This is a genomic window from Telmatobacter sp. DSM 110680 (genome assembly GCF_039994875.1).
Taxonomy (GTDB): Bacteria; Acidobacteriota; Terriglobia; order Terriglobales; family Acidobacteriaceae; genus Telmatobacter.
Genome location: NZ_CP121196.1, coordinates 4,705,535 through 4,721,283, shown reverse-complemented (window position 1 = coordinate 4,721,283; position 15,749 = coordinate 4,705,535). Strand labels below are relative to the sequence as shown.

The window sequence follows — 15,749 nt, the reverse complement described above, 5'->3', positions numbered from 1 at the left end:
GCCTTAAAACGTGGTGCGCGCGGTACTTCCATTCATCTCATTTGACTTGTCGGCATGACATTGACGGCAAAACTGCGCAGTTTGATTGGACATTGGATTGGTGTCGTTTGGGTTGTAGGGAGCGCGCAGGAAAAACATGGTTGTGTAGTTTCCCGCTGGCAGGCCGGAGTTTGAGTCGCGGCTCACTTTGACGACATTCATCGCGTGCGGGTTATGGCAGGTCGTGCATACCACGACGGCTTTGTTGTTATAGACGCCCGGCTTCACGAAGAATCCATAGCTTGATACAAACTGGCTCGAAGCGTTTCCGTGCATGCTGATCACTCCGTTGGCCAGCGTGCAATCCCACCCGCTTGTGCCTCCACATTCGACCGTTGCAGTCAAGCCCATTGGATGTTCGCTGATGTCGTTTCCTCCGCCGCTGCTCACAATCATGGTTGGAATCGCATTGTGATTGCCATAGGTCGACGGAAGATTCTCATAAACCTTGTTTTTCATCATGGCTGCGGGCGCGATATTGCCATCGTGACAGCCGAGGCAGGTCAGCATTCCCGTCACATCGGGCGTGTTGGCCGATAGACTTGCCGGCAGAACCTCAACGAACTTGCCGCCCCCGGTGGTGATCGTCTTTCCGAAGAGACCACTGACATCTTCACCCCACAAGATCGTATTGCCGGTAGAGGAAGACGCGCCACGTCCATTGCCCGAAGTACCGCTGTGCGGAGAGTGGCAGGCTGAACAGCCGCGGCCGTAGTTAAGGTGCGCTCCAAGGACATCGGTGGTGGCTTGTGTAATCTGCGCCGTCGCGAGTCCTACGAATGACAACACAACCAGGACAACGAGAAGAATCCTCTTCATCGAACAGGGCCTCACTTTGCTCTGTTCCGTTTATCGGCTGCGTTTTGATGGAGCTTGAGGGGATCGGTGGGAGCGCGTCAGACCAGATTCAAAATCCGTGAAGGATAGATTTAGATTTCGTCGTCGGCGGGTGTCATGCTGAATTTCTTCAGTTTATAGCGGAGCGCGTCGCGGCTGATGTCCAGTAGCTTGGCGGCGTTGGTCTGGTTGCCGTGTGCCTGGCTCATCGCCAACTCGACCATTGAGTGTTCCACTTCTTCCAGCGACGTTCCGCCTTCCGGAATGTAGAGGCGCGGAAGAGCGCGTCCATTGGAAAGCTTGCGGCCACCGTCGGCGGGAGAGGTGCGTTCAAAGAGCGTGCGGCCGCCGGATTCTCCCACTGAAAACGGCAGATAGATGGAGCGCAGATACGCTTCTTCTTCAAGGATCATGCCGCGCTCGATGGTGTTCTTAAGTTCGCGCACGTTTCCCGGCCAGTTGTGGGCGAGAATCAGATGTCGCGTCTCGTCGGAGATGCCACGAATTGCCTTCCTGAAGCGTCGATTGTAGCGTTCGATGAAAAAATCGACCAGCGGAAGAATATCTTCCTTACGTTCGCGCAGCGGCGGGATAAAAATCGCAATGATGGCGAGACGATAATACAAATCCTGGCGGAACTGCGCTTCCCGAACTGCCTTCTCAAGATCGCGATTCGAGGCGGCGATCACCCGCACATCTACCTGGATGTCGCGAAGGCCACCGACGCGGCGAATCACCTGGTCTTCAAGCACACGCAGCAGCTTGGCCTGGAGCAGGGGACTGAGCTCGCCGATCTCATCGAGAAAAAGTGTGCCGCCGTCAGCAGCTTCGAAGAGCCCTTTCTTCATCTGCTTGGCGTCGGTGAATGCCCCCTTCTCATGACCGAAGAGTTCCGCTTCCATCAGGGTTTCGGGAATTGCAGAGCAGTTGATGGCGACGAAAGGCTTCTCGTGCCGGCTGCTCTCATAGTGAATCGTCTTGGCTATGAGGTCCTTGCCCGTGCCGCTTTCGCCCTGAATGAGAATGGTGGAGGCTTCGCAGGATGCAACTTTCTTGACGAAGTTCATCAACTCCGTCATCTTGGGCGAAACGCTGAGGACGCTCTCGTAACCCACTCCCGGACGCGATTTGCTCCGTCCGTTTTCTAGATTGCCATTGCGTCCTACCGAAGCGGCAAGCGCACTTTCCATGACTTCGTGCAGAGTTTCAAAATCGATCGGCTTGCCAACGAAGTCGTGGGCCCCGAGTTTGATCGCGGCCTTCACGTCGTCCAGTTGCACATCGGCCGTGATCATGATGATGGCCGGAGCATCTCCATTCTTCTTGAGCTGATCGAGAACTTCAATTCCAGTGATGTCGGGCAGGCGTACGTCGAGAAGAACGAGATCGGGAGATTCGCGCTGGGCCAGACGGAGAGCCAGTTCACCACAGTCGGCTTCAACAACGGTGTAACCCCACTCTTCGCATTTCTGTCGCAGCGACCACCGCACCAGGCGCTCGTCGTCCACGATCATGACTTTTTCTGCTGGCATCTACGTTCTCACTTACTGCGCAAGCTCACGGGCCCGTTGTCACGTGATTTGTCAGCTTCGGTAGCGGGGATCTTTGCTCAGGGTGTATCGAAGTGATCCCCGATACGACGCTGGAGATATTAAAGGGGCTATCCCGCTTTGAAGAATGTGATTAAGATCACGCAACTCGACGGCGAGCGCAGTGATCTGCGGCGCAGGGCGTAAACGACAAGTGAAGAGGACGATTAAAGCGCCAGCAATTATTCCGCCGGTTGAATTGCACAAACGGATCGGCGTAATGAATATAAGTAATTTTATTGCAATAAGTTACGCCTTGGTTGCGACGGGAACTGCTTGCCTCTTCAATACCACTGTCTGTCCGGCATGCGCGAACTCCAATCAAGCGACTTCTGCCGGAACTGATGCGGCGACAAACGGGATTTCGACTTCAAAGGTGCTTCCTTGTCCAAGTGTGCTGGTTACACCTACGTGTCCGTGGTGTTCTTCGACGATGCGTCGCACAAGCGAAAGTCCGAGGCCAGTTCCGTTATTACGGGTGGTGTAGAAGGGGCGGAAGATCTGCGACATTTGCTGGTCTGTCATCCCGCGGCCGGTGTCGGTCACGGTCACGATCGCGCAGTCGTCTCGCTCGCCAATCTTTACAGTTACGGTGCCAGGGCCATCGATGGCCTGCACGGCGTTAAGCAGAAGATTGAGGACAACCTGGTGAATCTGATCGCTGTCGTGCTCGACTTCGTGAAGATCGGGGGCCTGTTCGAGTTCGATTTTGATGGGGTGCGACAGTACCTGTTGACGGGCGAGCATCACGGCGTGCTCGACTGTCGTGTTGAGATTGCTGCGCATCATCTGCGGCGGGTGGGGGCGCGCGGTTTCAAGAAGATCCGTAAGAATACGGTTGATCTGGTTAATTTCGAGACGCACATCCTTGACCATGGCGCGGGCGGGGCTGGACGCGGGAAGATCGCGTCCGATGATTTCGATGACACCGGCAATGCCGGCGAGAGGATTGCGAATCTCGTGAGCCAAGCCTGTTGCCAGTTCGCCGAGCGTGGCCAGGTGCTCTGCGCGTGACATCTGTGTGCGATGCATGGTCTCTATCTCCTTACGACTCTCGCGTAATTGCAGCATCATGTAATTAAAATTCCGGCCCAGATCGCCGATTTCGTCGTTGCGACGAGAGAAACTGACAGCAACGTCAAGATTGCCGCCACTGATCAGCGCCATCTTTTCCTGCAGTTCGAGCATCGGGCGCTGAATCAGGTAAGCGAGAACGCCGATCGATACTCCGCAGATGATCACGGCTCCTGCTCCGGCAACCATAATCACGGCGTGGCGCTCTGGTCCGCCCAGAGAGACGGTCGCGATGGTGAACAAAAGAAGTCCGGCCAGCAAGACAAACACTACGGGCAGGATTGCCTTGATCTGCCAATTGACTCGAACCTGATGCACGCGGAGATCCTCAGCAGGGTGGGGCGCCAATTCAGCGGAAACAGCATCGCCTTCAATGCAGACAGGTCGTGGCTGCAGGAGATCTAGCGTCAGTTGTCCGCGGAGTCCTGCCCGTCCCAACTCGGTATATGCAAGCGACGCACCAAGACGGCCTGAAATTCTAAACCGAGATGAAGAAAAGACTTAAGCGAAGAGCCCAATACTTATGGGTTGGCCGGTCTGGGCTAAATCGCGCAATCGAATGACGGGAGCGAGGGGATTTGGCGCATCGGGAAAAAGGAGTGCCGCCAGGAACTTCGAACCATTGGGGGATTTGGCGGAAGTCGGTGAGGCAGAACGCCCATGATGTGTTTTAGATCACAGTCAGGCGTCCGGTTTCAATTTGTAATCAATCCAGCGAAATTGCTGAGTCAAGGACGGTTGAGACCAAGTTGCAGCCGGGCACCAGAGATTGAGCATAAGGCAATGTTCGTGCAACAAGCGCTTGTAAAGAGATCCTATGAGATTGTTCCCTCGTCGCGCATGTTTCTTGAGATTGGCTGCCGTTATGATGCGTCGCACGTCCAGCCTGGGCGGCGCTGTCTGTGTTGCTTTGATGATGTTGCTTGCGCTGCGTGCGACCGCGGCGGTGCATCCGGTTCCGCTGGATAAGAACACCGACCCCAAAAAATGTCTGGAATGCCATGACGATAAGACCAAGCACAAGTTTGTGCACTCGGCCATGGAGGCAGGCTGCCTCGGATGCCATGAGATCCGGGTCAATAAAGATGTAACGCGCGTAAAGCTGATCACGGCGACGACGACTGCGCTCTGCATCAGTTGCCATGCTGATAAAAAAGCCTCGGATATCAAGGGGACAGTTCATCCGCCGGCGGTGCGCGATTGCCTGACCTGTCACGACGCGCATTCCAGCGATAACAAGAACCAGCTTCTGAAGCCGGCGTCCGGCGACGAGAAAGAGAATCTTTGCCTGGAATGCCATAAGACCGGGCTGCATGCTGCGGAAAAGGGAAGCCGCCATGCCGCGCTCGACATGGGATGCGACACCTGCCACTCCACGCATAAAACAGGAGCTGAGCCGACAGCGGAGAATCGATTCCATCTAACCAAGGCTCCTCCCGCGCTGTGCGTGGATTGTCATGATGTGAAGGATGCCGAGCTTGCGAAGAAACACAACAACCAGCCGTTTGGGACTGCCAATTGCGTCGAGTGTCACGATCCGCATCAGTCCGATTCGCCGAAGCTGATGGCGAAGTTTCAGCATGTGCCTTTTCAAGGGAACGGTTGCGATACGTGTCACGCGCCTGCGAAGGACGGCAAGGTCGTGCTGACACAGACCGACGTGAAGGCCCTGTGTGTGACATGTCACGACGACAAGGCCAAGCTGATTGATTCGGCCAAGGTACCGCATCCCGGTGCAGGAGGCGATTGCACCGACTGCCACAATCCGCACGCCAGCAGCCAGCCGGGCTTGCCGAAGAGTGACTCGGTTACGATCTGCCTCGGATGCCACAGCGATATCGCCGATGAGGGCAAGAAGTCGGTACATCATCAGCCGGCGTTTGCGCAGGGATGCTCGACATGCCATACACCTCACGGTGGCGATAACGATCACCTACTGCGGGCCAAAGGCAATGCATTATGCCTCGAATGTCATGGGCCTGATTCTGTTGCGCAGAAAGATGAAGCGAACCACTTGCTGACTCTTTTCAATGGGACCGTTCGTTTGCCCGATGACTACTACGTGAAGAACAAGGTTCCGATTTTGCCGTTGCGCTATGGCCTCGGGCATCCAGTGGACTATCATCCGGTTTCCGACGTGATGGATCCAACCAATCAGAGCAAAGTGAAGACGCCTCTGAGTTGCCTCTCGTGCCACCAGCCACACGCATCGGCGCAGCCTGATCTGTTGATCAAGGACCAGGTGAACAACATGGCATTTTGCGACAACTGTCACAAGAACCGGCTCAATATGAAGGACACGATTACACCTGGGAAATAAACGGCTGCGCAGGACGCGGGCGCCGAGGCAAGTCCAGCGCGATTTAGCAATGGAGATTAAAGATGTATCGCTTCCTCTTCAATTCGATTCGCCACCGCAATTGGTTTGTGGTGATGCTCATGTTGGTAATGACACTGATGTTTCCGTCGGCAGCCGGCGCGGGCAAAAAAAAGAAGACCGACATTACGCCAGCGCCGGAGGTCGGGCCGCGAAAGTTCGGTTTCGACCCAACCAAGTTGGCGTGGCCAAGCCCGCCTAACGTTGCGCGCATCCGATGGGTCGACTATTTTGCCGGGGCACGGATCGACTACACCCCCGCGGCAAATTCCAAGCCGAAGGCAAGCTGGATGGATCGGCTCGCAGGTGGGCAGTCGGAGACCGAAAAGGTCAATCCAAAGAGTTTTCCGTATCAGATGATTGGGCCCTACGGGATCGCTATCGATTCGAAGGGCATGGTGTATGTGGCGGATCAGAGGGTCGGTGCAGTCTTCATCTACAACACCGAGACTCGAGACTGCCAGATGATCCGCAACGGCATTGAAGCCCACTTCGGATGGATCAACGGGTTGGCCATCGACGATGACGACCGGTTGTTTGTCTCCGACGCCAAGATGCACCGCGTTCTGATTTTCAATACCAGGCACGAAGTCGAAAACCAGGTTTCGGAAGGGTTGGTCGATCCTGTGGGGTTGGCGATCGACACGACGAACCGCTTTCTCTATGTGGTCGACACTCAGCAGGACCAGGTAATCGTCTATGACGCGGACTCACTGAAATTGTTGAGGCGCATCGGGACCGGAGGCAAAAACCATTTTCTGACAACGCCCGGAGACTTCGGGGCTCCCCAGGGAGTGGCGGTTGACGCGGACGGAAACGTGTATGTAACCGACACCCTTAACAATCGCGTGGAAATCTTCGACGCCGACGGGAACTTCGTGAGCGAGTTCGGTAAACATGGCGACGGACCGGGATATCTAGCTCGTCCCAAGGGAATCGCCGTCGACAGCGATGGCCACATCTGGGTGGCAGACCAGGTGGAGGATCGCCTGCAGGTGTTCAATCGGGAAGGGCAGTTGCTGACCTATGTCGGCACCGGTCACGGCGAACTGCCTGGTCAGTTCAAATCACTGATGGGCGTCGCAATCGACAAGCAGAACCGTGTATTCACTACCGAACAGGAACCGGGACGTTTGCAGATTTTCCGCTACATTACCGATGCCCAGGCGGCAGACGAGAAAGCCAAAAAACAGGAAGAGCTGGAGAAGGCCGCCGAACACCGTCGAAAGTCTGATGCGCAAGCGAAACCAGCTGAAGCAGCACCGCAAAAGGCTCCAGAGAGTGCTCCCCAGAACAGCAGTGCTCCGACGAAAGCTCCCGGACTCTGATCTCGTTTGGTCGACCCTTCGTCTTCCCGCAGACTCCAGTAATGCTGCGGGAAGATACTTTTGTGTCCTGTCCTGCTGCTCTTTCCGCACATTGGTCACAAGTTGCGCCCGTTTTTCAATGCTTCAGGCCAACTGTTTCGATCCCAACCTGTGTAACCACCGAAAGCTGAAGTAACCTCTCCGAGCGAATCCAACGGGCTACGGCATTGCAACTCCTGATGGATTTTCGATTGAGTCTGAGAGCAATAGTCTTTCGACAGGGACGTAGGACCTCGCGGTCATTCGTCTCTGCGGGGGTCGGTCCGCAGAAGCCGAGTTCCGCCGATACGGGCTGGGTGCGCCTCACCTGGTGGCCTCAGCCTGTGTCGCTCACAGATGGTTAGCAGCGTATTCCGAAAGGCAGGAACCCAATGGGCTCGAAATCGCAGGAGACATTGTCAATGAGCGGAAATGCGAATGCCGCGGCAAGAGTAATGGCTGCAGCGGACAACGAAAAGATTGAACTGCGTCGCGTAGAGTGCCATCTCTCGGAATCGCTGCTGAAGCGAATTCTGCGGCGCATTTTTCCCGATGAGCGCAAGCAGCAACGCCTGCCGGCTCCTCCCCTGGTGGCGTATCTGGGGACCGCAAGTGCTTCCAGACCGTTTGAACTTGGCGACATCAGCCTGACGGGTTTTTGCTTGCTAACCGGTGAGCGCTGGATGCCCGGAACCGAAATGCCAATCACTCTGCAATCGAAGAATTTGCCAGCCGAGAACGAACGTGAAAGCTTCACAGTGCAGGCCACGGTAGTTCGCTGCGGCAATGGCGGCGTCGGATTCTCGATTGTGCTGAGCGAAGAAGATTCGCAGTCGGCCTATGGAAATCCGCTGCATGTGCAATGGGTAACCCGCGCAGAGATGGAGAAGTATCTAAAGCGCCTCACGGAGCAGCCAGGTTCTCAGACAACTCAGATTGAAAAGCCCGTCCTGACGGAATCGGCTGCCGGCTCTCGGTCAAACGGAGGACTCAAAGCTGCTTTCGAGGGTGGCCGCTGATCCCAATCGTGAGACCGGGCGCATACACGGACTTTTGCAGGAGTCAGTGATAACCACGGCTGCAATGGCCGCAGATCCAGCGATCTTTCTATAAACGAAACTTTTGGGTTGGAACGATTTCGCGTTTCCCAACCAATGCGATTGTTGGTTGCATCTAAAATGACACTATGACTCCTGCAATCCCTACGCGCCGGCACGCGAAAGCACCTCCGCCGGGCGAAACAGGACAAGAAGCTCTCTATCTGCGTTCGCTGAGCGAGCGCCAGGTTCCGGTGGCAGTCAAACTTCGCGGCGGCGAGGTGGTGCGCGGATGGATAGAGTACTTCGACGACGGCATGTTGCGGCTGACGCGCGAAGGCAAACCCAACCTCTTTATCTACAAACACCAGATCGAGACGATTACCGAGACAGCCAAACGCCGCGGGCCACGCAAGGGCAATGGCACCGAGGGGAAATCTTCTATAAGGGCAGGCGAGTGAGTAAGACTGCGAGTGAAAGCACAGACACAAAGATGATCTGGACGCCGGTGGCCTCGGAGATCGCCCGAGAGGCCGGTGAGCGCCTGCGCGAGTTTTTCGCCGAGGGTGTTGCTACCGAGTACAAAGGCGATGTGGACCTGGTGACGGTGGCCGACCGCACCGTGGAAAAGCTGATCCGAACGCGCCTCGGCGAAGTCTTCCCGCAGCATGGCATCTACGGCGAAGAGGGTACCCGCGAGCGCATGGACCAGGAGTTTCGCTGGTATGTAGACCCACTGGACGGAACCACGAATTTTGCGCACGGATTTCCGCAGTTTTGCGTGTCGATGGGGCTTGAGCAACGTGGGGCCGCACTGAAACCGGAAGAAGATGGAACGATCGTGGCGGCCGTGATCTACGACCCCATGCGGGATGAACTGTACACGGCGGAGCGGGGACGCGGAGCAACGCTGAACGGCAACCAGCTGCATGCATCGACAACTGCGACGCTGGCGGAGTCGCTGGTGGCGACGGGTTTCCCGAGCCGGAAACGCCACCAGAGCCCCAACATCCACTTCTACCATGAGTTCACGCTGCGTTCACATGGAGTACGGCGGGCTGGTTCGGCTGCGCTGGATTTGGCATACGTGGCGGCAGGGCGGCTCGAAGCGTTCTGGGAATTCAACCTGAATCCCTGGGACACTGCGGCAGGCGTTCTGCTGGTGACCGAGGCGGGGGGACGGGTATCTGACTTTGCGGGTGGGGAATTCCAGTTGGAAAGCCGCGAGGTACTGGCGACCAACGGTCTGATTCACGACGAGATGGTGGCGTTGTTTCAGAATCTGTTTGCGGGGCGCGAACTGGCCCCGATTCCGTCGGCGCAGGAGTTTGCGGCCATGCGGGAATTGCGGGCCAAGGGGCTGGAGTAACCCGCTGTTGGATGGATTAACGTTCGCGCCTTCCCGCGCATGACGCGATGATACTGCGTCATGGATGGAGCACCCAATTTTGCCAGGGAGGGATGCTGCCGGTTCGTGACGAAGCCGGTTCCCGCATGGCAAAACGGAGGGTCGCTGGGACGCAGTCAGGCCCTGGGGGCGTGTGCTACTATCAGCGTCGAGACTTCACTCTGTCGGAGAAATCAAGAAAATGGCCTATGTAATCGCAGAACCCTGTATCGGCACTAAGGACACCGCCTGTGTGGACGCTTGTCCAGTCGATTGCATCCACCCCAAGAAGGACGAAGCCGATCACGGCACAGCCGATCAGCTGTTTATCGATCCAGTCGAGTGCATCGACTGCGGCGCATGCGTTCCGGCCTGCCCCGTATCCGCCATCTTCGCGCAAGACGATGTGCCGGAGAAGTGGGCACACTTCACGCAGAAGAACGCCGAGCACTTCGGCCGCTAGCCCGGTTCAAGCGCAGAGATTGCGCAGTTTCAAAACGCGTCCGCCGCGGCGGGCGCGTTTGTGCGTTTGCTGGAAGATGAGGAATCACGCGTGGCCGTACTGACGTCAGAAGCCGTAGTGTTGCGCACGTGGCCGGTGCGGGAGGCGGACCTGCTGGTCAGCATCTTTACGCGCGACTATGGAAAGATGACGGGCGTCGCCAAGTCAGCGCTGAAATCGCGGCGGCGGTTTGGCGGTGCGCTGGAGCCAATGACGGTAGCGCGGGCCTGGTTTGTGGAGCGGCCGAAGCAAGAACTGGTGCGACTGGATCAACTGGAGATCATTCGTTCGCCGCTGTCCGCGCCGGTGGACCAGGCCAGGTTGACGGTGCTGAGCTTCTTTGCCGAAGTATTGGAAGAGATTCTGCCGGAGCACGATCCGCAGGAGACGGTGTTTCGTCTGATTGTTTCGGTGCTGGAGCAGACGACGGTGGAACAGCCCTGGATGCCGCTAACCTACTTCTCCCTGTGGATGACGCGCCTGATGGGACTGCTGCCGGATATCCTGCACTGCACTGCGTGTGGCGAAGCCCTTGTACCGGGCGAGACCACCTTCAATGCCTATGCCGATGGATTGTTTTGTCATGTGCATCGTGCCGGCAATGCGAATGAGTTATCAGCGGAGTCGTGGCAGACGGCGATCAAGATGTTGCGGGCGCCGGTGAGTGCATTCGCCGGTGAGGCGTGGCCGCGAAGGCGCGGGCAGGATCTTAGGCGGTTTGCAACGCAGTCGTTGGAGCGGCATATGGAACGGAAGCTCAAGTCAGGGGAGATGCTGGGGAGGATGTTGGGATGATGAGTTCTTTTCGGATGCGACTGTTGAGGATCGTGCTATCCCACCCATGCCGCAAGGTGCGCGTCATGGATGGGGCACCCACTTTCGTGCAGGTACAGCATTTTCCCCAGGTCTGAGAGGCGAGAACCTTGGATTTCGCTAAGGGCAGGCTCTGGGGCAACCGGCCGGGGAGGATGTTGGGGTGACGCATTCTTTTCGGATGGGACTGTTGAGGATCGTGCTATCCCACCCATGCCGCAAAGTGCGCGTGATGGATGGGGCACCCATTTTCGTGCCGGTACAGCATTTTCCCCAAGTCTCAGAGGGGTTGGTCGCTCAGGATGACAAAGCACAAAAAGTCAGGAGAAATTCAGCCGACCAAGTCTGCGGAGAGAGTCTCCTTCTTAGCCCGCTCGCCCTGGTCAATGATTTCCTTGATCTGACCTGCAGCGTATTGGGCGCGGAGATTCTTCTTGTCGTATTTGCCTACGCTGGTTTTGGGAACCTCAGAAATGAATGCCCAGCGCTCGGGGATCCACCACTTGGCTACACGCGATGCGAGATGGGCGCGAAGAACGGCGATGTCGATGGCCTTGCCGCTTTGCGAAACCACGCAGGCTAGCGGTCGCTCATCCCAGCGCTCATCGGGAACGCCAATGACACAGGCTTCAAGAACATCGGGATGGTCGATGAGCGCATTCTCAAGTTCGACTGAGGATACCCATTCGCCGCCGGATTTGATCACGTCCTTGGAGCGATCGGTGATACGCATGTAGCCGCGTGGGTCGATGTGGCCAACGTCTCCGGTCCGGAGCCAGCCGTCGTGAAAGCGCTCGGGGGCAGGATTGCCGTAATAGGACGAAGTGATCCATGGGCCGCGCACTTCAAATTCGCCGACAGACTCGCCGTCCCAGGGAAGCACGGTATCGCCTTCACATACGCGCAATTCAACTCCGGGAATGATGCGGCCGGTTTTTGTCGTCCAGTTGATCTCGTCCTCTGGTGCACAATGACGCGGCGGTTGTGCAGACGCAGCCACAGGACTGGTCTCGGTGAGTCCCCAGCCTTGCACAACCTTGACATTGAAATGATCCTTGAATCCCTGGGCGAGGCTTCGCGGCATGGCAGCTCCGCCGTTAAACAGAATCCGGAAAAGAGACAAGTCGACCGAATGCGCGAGAGCGTAGTGCAGCATTCCGCTGAGGATGGTAGGGATTGCCGCGGAAATCGTTGGACGGCATTCGCGGATGAAGCGGCAGAGCGGTTCCGGTTGCAGGAACGGTCCGGGCATGAGGAAGTCGCTGCCGGCGAGCCAGCCTGCGTAGGGTATGCCCCATGCATTGGCGTGAAACATGGGAACGATAGAAAGCACGCGGTCGTTGATGCTGAGGCCGAGGCACCACGGTGCGCAGATTCCTAAAGCGTGCAGATAGATGGAGCGATGGCTATACACAACGCCTTTGGGATCGCCGGTGGTGCCAGTGGTGTGGCACATGGCTGCCGCGGAGCGCTCATCGAGATCGGGCCATGAGAAGTCTGGCTTTTCGGCGACAAGCAAATCTTCGTAGCGAAGAAGTTTTTCAGGAAGGCCGGATGCGTCGCCAACTACGATGATGTGTTCCACGCTGCGCAGATCTTTCAAAACGCGGGCGAGCACCGGATATAGCGATGCATCGACGAGAATGATGCGGTCTGCGCCGTGGTTGATGACGAACGTGAGCTGCTCAGGAAAGAGGCGGATGTTCAGCGTGTGAACTACGGCGCCCATCGACGAGATAGCGTAATACGCCTCGAGATGTTCCTGTGTATTCCAGCAGAATGTGCCGACGCGATCGCCGGGGTTGACGCCGAGTCGCTGGAGCGCATTTGCAAGGCGCCTGACGCGGTCGCCAACTTCGCGGAAGGTTGAACGGCGCGCGCGGTCGCCCATCCAGGTAACAACTTCGCTCTCGCTGTGAACTTTTACGCCATGCTCGAAGATCGAGCCAATGGTGAGTTGGTAGTCAGACATCGTGGATTGCATGGGAAGCATGCGAGAGGACCTCCGAGGAACGGGCCCGGCCATTCTATCGAATCAATTGCAGCAATCTCAAAACAAAACGGAAGGAAGGAAAGCGCCGGCCGGTTCGTTGTATAGCCCAGTGGACATTAGCGTCATAGGTGCGACCACGCGAAGGCCATTACCGAGACACCAGCGAAAGAGCTTCGCGTTGCGCGATGGGACAAGAATGCCGGATCCGGCGAACGAATCCACTGACGCGATCAAAGCTTGCAGATCCATATTCGATTCGGCGGTGGTGTGACCGAAAAAGGCAAGATGCGATGAATAGGCAGTGATGCAACCGCCGCGTTCGGTAACCAGGGCGGTGCCCTGCTGGATAGCCTGTGCGAGGTCGGTTCCGCGATCGAATCCGTGGACGCGGTGCGAGAGCGCGTTGCAGGCCTGCAGGTCGGCGGGTGTTGCCGGGCGGACGGTGCAACCAGGGACGCTACGATCGCGCGTACGACCCTGCATGACGGAAAGAGGCTCCCGAACGTCGAACCCGAGCGAAGCGTACAGAGAGAGCGAACGATTGTGGAAGGCAGCCTGCACGAGGCGGATTCCCGCAGCGCCGCGCTTATGAGAGCGTTCGATGACGGCTTCCATCAGCTTGCGGCCGACGCCATGGTTCTGCGTGTCGGGATCTACCGTGATGGGGCCGATACCGTGAATGATGGAGCGCTCATCGAGGCAGTTGCTGCCCAGAATGCGGCCATTGCTTTCGGCAACCACACAGTACATGCCGGGCGCCGAAAACATTCCTGTAATGACACCAGCGGCGGCCTCGGTATGGGGAAAATCGCAGGGAAAGTTATGGGCCGCGTTGATGGCAGCGAAGGCTCGATAGCAAATGTCGCCGCAGACTGCAGCGTCTTGCGGAGTAGCAGGGCGAATGACCACTTCAGACTGCGGATGCGCTGGCATTTGAGGCCTCGCTTGAGTGGGAGGAGTATAGCAAAGGAAAATGCCGACCGGGGACGGGAAGATGCGGGTGGAGTTTCAGTTGATCAGAATGTGTGAAATCATTTCAGGACTTCAACCACGCGACCGGCCGTGCTGCTGCCTTCCTGCCCGGAAAACTCCAGCGCATCAGCCAGGGCTTCGGAACTCGCCACAGACTTTGCGCCGTCGCGCGACGGAATCATACCGACAGCCTGGTTCTTGCCGGCTTTCTTGGCGCGATAGAGGCCTCGATCGGCATATTTGAGCACGCCCTCGGCTCCCATAGCTTCGGCATCCTCTTCGATCCAGGGAAATGCCGCCCAGCCGATGGAACATGTTTGTTGCACCTGATCCCCGGTGCCAACGGCGAATGGCTTGGCTCGGAATGCGTCCAGCACCCGCTCCGCCAGGATTGCTGCCTGGCGGCGGTCAGCGCTGCGAGAGACGACTAGAAACTCTTCGCCGCCCCAGCGCACCAGCAGGTCGCAATTGCGGATCGCTGAACTGATGCGCCGCGCGGCTTCGATCAGGACGCGATCGCCGGCGTCGTGACCATGGCGGTCGTTAACCCTTTTAAAGTTGTCCAGATCAATCAGGTAGAAAACCAGATCCCGCTCGGAGAGGTCATTTCCTTCCGCATAGGCGCGAATGGATTGCGCAACATCGCGTTGAATGGTCGCGGAGAAAAATCGCCGATTGCGAATTCCTGTGAGCGGGTCAGTGGTGGAAGACTCTTCGAGCACTTCATTGGCATGCTTCAATTCGATATGCAGCAGCTTCTGCTTCATAAATACCAGTGCAGCCATGGCGAACATCGCTACGGCGGTCACCAGCACTCTGAAGTGCATGATCTCCAGGGGCATGCCGCCTTCCAGTACAGCCGCTACCACGATGACCGGCAATGACAGGACGGCGAGAATCGTAAGGCCTTCCAGCCACGATCCATATTTCTCGTGCTCGCTCTTGTCGCGGCAAAGCTCCAGGCTCCGGCCTCTCAAGGCGACAATTATGTAGATTGCAAAAGCTGCAAGATAGGGAGTGTCGTACCAGCTTCCGTTGAAGTAAGTATTCAACTCAATGGCGCGGTTCTCCATGCTGAAACTGAAATAGCTGAATAGTACCGCCCCGAGATAAAGCGCATAGAAGCGTCTCCAGGCATCATTGCTTCGCTTCAGCAGGACGCAGAGCACGACCACCACCACCAGAATCTCGACCATGTACAGGTGGTCATAGTTCGCGTTGTAGAGGGCTTCGTTGCGCGAGACGTACTGCCAGCATGTGACCAGGTAGACGTAAAAGAATACCCACCACACCATGAGCAGGAGAAAATCCAGTGTGCCGAGGCGTGCGCGCCGCTTTGACTGCTCCAAATGAGGTTTCAGAAGGAAGCCCGCGAGCATCATCACTCCCGGCGTAAACAGGAGCGCATCGCCGGCAAAGATTGTGGGAAGCGGTTTTTGCCAGACAAGGTCGTACAGCATCCACCAAAACTGGTCGATCAGCAGCGTGAACCAGCCCACTGCCTGCATGATCCAGAAAACCCGCAGCCGCCCGCGGGCCGGTATCGCATTCAGCGCGAAAGTCACGACCAGGGCAAGCAAGATCAGTGCCAGTGCAAAGTCGCTGATGGCGGTGAGTAGCAGCCCGCGTTGAAGCATTGCGGAGGCCAGCGCCTGCGTCAAGGTCAGGGCGACCGCGATGCCGATCCAGACTTTCGTGCTGCTGCGCAAGCGGTGTTCCCCTTATTACTTCTAGTTTAGGAAGGTTGTTCGGCCAGAAGTAGACGCAATACGGGGATAGGCAT

At 57.1% G+C, this 15,749-nt stretch carries 13 protein-coding genes; 7 read left to right on the top strand and 6 right to left on the bottom strand.

Going from position 1 to position 15,749, the window contains the following annotated elements:
- Positions 1 to 3 precede the first annotated feature (3 nt).
- From P8935_RS19470 to P8935_RS19460, 3 genes are all read right to left on the bottom strand, one after another.
- Positions 4 to 858 carry a hypothetical protein gene (locus P8935_RS19470; RefSeq protein WP_348261970.1) on the bottom strand — a complete coding sequence of 285 codons (855 nt, stop codon included), beginning with the start codon at positions 856 to 858 and terminating at the stop codon, positions 4 to 6.
- Positions 859 to 968: 110 nt separating this feature from the next.
- Positions 969 to 2,408 carry a sigma-54 dependent transcriptional regulator gene (locus P8935_RS19465; RefSeq protein ID WP_348261969.1) on the bottom strand — a complete coding sequence of 480 codons (1,440 nt, stop codon included), beginning with the start codon at positions 2,406 to 2,408 and terminating at the stop codon, positions 969 to 971.
- Positions 2,409 to 2,786: 378 nt separating this feature from the next.
- Positions 2,787 to 3,857 carry an ATP-binding protein gene (locus P8935_RS19460; RefSeq protein WP_348261968.1) on the bottom strand — a complete coding sequence of 357 codons (1,071 nt, stop codon included), beginning with the start codon at positions 3,855 to 3,857 and terminating at the stop codon, positions 2,787 to 2,789.
- Between the two features lie 547 nt (positions 3,858 to 4,404).
- On the opposite strand from P8935_RS19460, the gene P8935_RS19455 reads away from it, so the two are divergent.
- The 7 genes from P8935_RS19455 (at position 4,405) to recO (ending at position 10,983) form a co-directional block, all read left to right on the top strand.
- Positions 4,405 to 5,859: a cytochrome c3 family protein gene (locus tag P8935_RS19455; protein ID WP_348261967.1), complete on the top strand. Its 1,455-nt coding sequence runs from the start codon at positions 4,405 to 4,407 to the stop codon at positions 5,857 to 5,859.
- A gap of 62 nt (positions 5,860 to 5,921) precedes the next feature.
- A complete protein-coding gene (locus P8935_RS19450) occupies positions 5,922 to 7,244 on the top strand; it encodes an SMP-30/gluconolactonase/LRE family protein (RefSeq protein WP_348261966.1) in 1,323 nt (440 codons plus the stop codon).
- Positions 7,245 to 7,684: 440 nt separating this feature from the next.
- Positions 7,685 to 8,281 (top strand): PilZ domain-containing protein, encoded by a 597-nt coding sequence (locus tag P8935_RS19445; RefSeq protein WP_348261965.1) that lies wholly within the window; start codon positions 7,685 to 7,687, stop codon positions 8,279 to 8,281.
- 167 nt (positions 8,282 to 8,448) lie between these two features.
- Positions 8,449 to 8,760 (top strand): RNA chaperone Hfq, encoded by a 312-nt coding sequence (locus P8935_RS19440; RefSeq protein ID WP_348261964.1) that lies wholly within the window; start codon positions 8,449 to 8,451, stop codon positions 8,758 to 8,760.
- Between the two features lie 32 nt (positions 8,761 to 8,792).
- On the top strand, positions 8,793 to 9,668 hold the full coding sequence (locus tag P8935_RS19435; RefSeq protein WP_348265356.1) for an inositol monophosphatase family protein: 876 nt from the start codon (positions 8,793 to 8,795) through the stop codon (positions 9,666 to 9,668).
- 220 nt (positions 9,669 to 9,888) lie between these two features.
- On the top strand, positions 9,889 to 10,149 hold the full coding sequence (locus P8935_RS19430) for a ferredoxin family protein (RefSeq protein WP_109484430.1): 261 nt from the start codon (positions 9,889 to 9,891) through the stop codon (positions 10,147 to 10,149).
- 90 nt (positions 10,150 to 10,239) lie between these two features.
- On the top strand, positions 10,240 to 10,983 hold the full coding sequence (recO, locus tag P8935_RS19425; RefSeq protein WP_348261963.1) for a DNA repair protein RecO: 744 nt from the start codon (positions 10,240 to 10,242) through the stop codon (positions 10,981 to 10,983).
- 349 nt (positions 10,984 to 11,332) lie between these two features.
- Here the strand turns inward: recO and P8935_RS19420 are convergent, their stop codons facing one another.
- The 3 genes from P8935_RS19420 to P8935_RS19410 form a co-directional block, all read right to left on the bottom strand.
- Positions 11,333 to 12,994 carry a long-chain fatty acid--CoA ligase gene (locus P8935_RS19420; protein WP_348261962.1) on the bottom strand — a complete coding sequence of 554 codons (1,662 nt, stop codon included), beginning with the start codon at positions 12,992 to 12,994 and terminating at the stop codon, positions 11,333 to 11,335.
- A gap of 57 nt (positions 12,995 to 13,051) precedes the next feature.
- Positions 13,052 to 13,927 (bottom strand): GNAT family N-acetyltransferase, encoded by an 876-nt coding sequence (locus P8935_RS19415; RefSeq protein WP_348261961.1) that lies wholly within the window; start codon positions 13,925 to 13,927, stop codon positions 13,052 to 13,054.
- Positions 13,928 to 14,025: 98 nt separating this feature from the next.
- On the bottom strand, positions 14,026 to 15,675 hold the full coding sequence (locus P8935_RS19410) for a GGDEF domain-containing protein (protein WP_348261960.1): 1,650 nt from the start codon (positions 15,673 to 15,675) through the stop codon (positions 14,026 to 14,028).
- Positions 15,676 to 15,749 lie beyond the last annotated feature (74 nt).

Excerpts from the sequence above, each read along its gene's own strand:
- P8935_RS19470 (WP_348261970.1), bottom strand. The coding sequence starts at position 858 with ATGAAGAGGATTCTTCTCGTTGTCCTGGTTGTGTTGTCATTCGTAGGA.
- P8935_RS19465 (WP_348261969.1), bottom strand. The coding sequence starts at position 2,408 with ATGCCAGCAGAAAAAGTCATGATCGTGGACGACGAGCGCCTGGTGCGG.
- P8935_RS19455 (WP_348261967.1), top strand. The coding sequence starts at position 4,405 with ATGATGCGTCGCACGTCCAGCCTGGGCGGCGCTGTCTGTGTTGCTTTG.
- P8935_RS19450 (WP_348261966.1), top strand. The coding sequence starts at position 5,922 with ATGTATCGCTTCCTCTTCAATTCGATTCGCCACCGCAATTGGTTTGTG.
- P8935_RS19445 (WP_348261965.1), top strand. The coding sequence starts at position 7,685 with ATGAGCGGAAATGCGAATGCCGCGGCAAGAGTAATGGCTGCAGCGGAC.
- P8935_RS19440 (WP_348261964.1), top strand. The coding sequence starts at position 8,449 with ATGACTCCTGCAATCCCTACGCGCCGGCACGCGAAAGCACCTCCGCCG.
- P8935_RS19435 (WP_348265356.1), top strand. The coding sequence starts at position 8,793 with ATGATCTGGACGCCGGTGGCCTCGGAGATCGCCCGAGAGGCCGGTGAG.
- P8935_RS19430 (WP_109484430.1), top strand. The coding sequence starts at position 9,889 with ATGGCCTATGTAATCGCAGAACCCTGTATCGGCACTAAGGACACCGCC.
- P8935_RS19420 (WP_348261962.1), bottom strand. The coding sequence starts at position 12,994 with ATGCTTCCCATGCAATCCACGATGTCTGACTACCAACTCACCATTGGC.
- P8935_RS19415 (WP_348261961.1), bottom strand. The coding sequence starts at position 13,927 with ATGCCAGCGCATCCGCAGTCTGAAGTGGTCATTCGCCCTGCTACTCCG.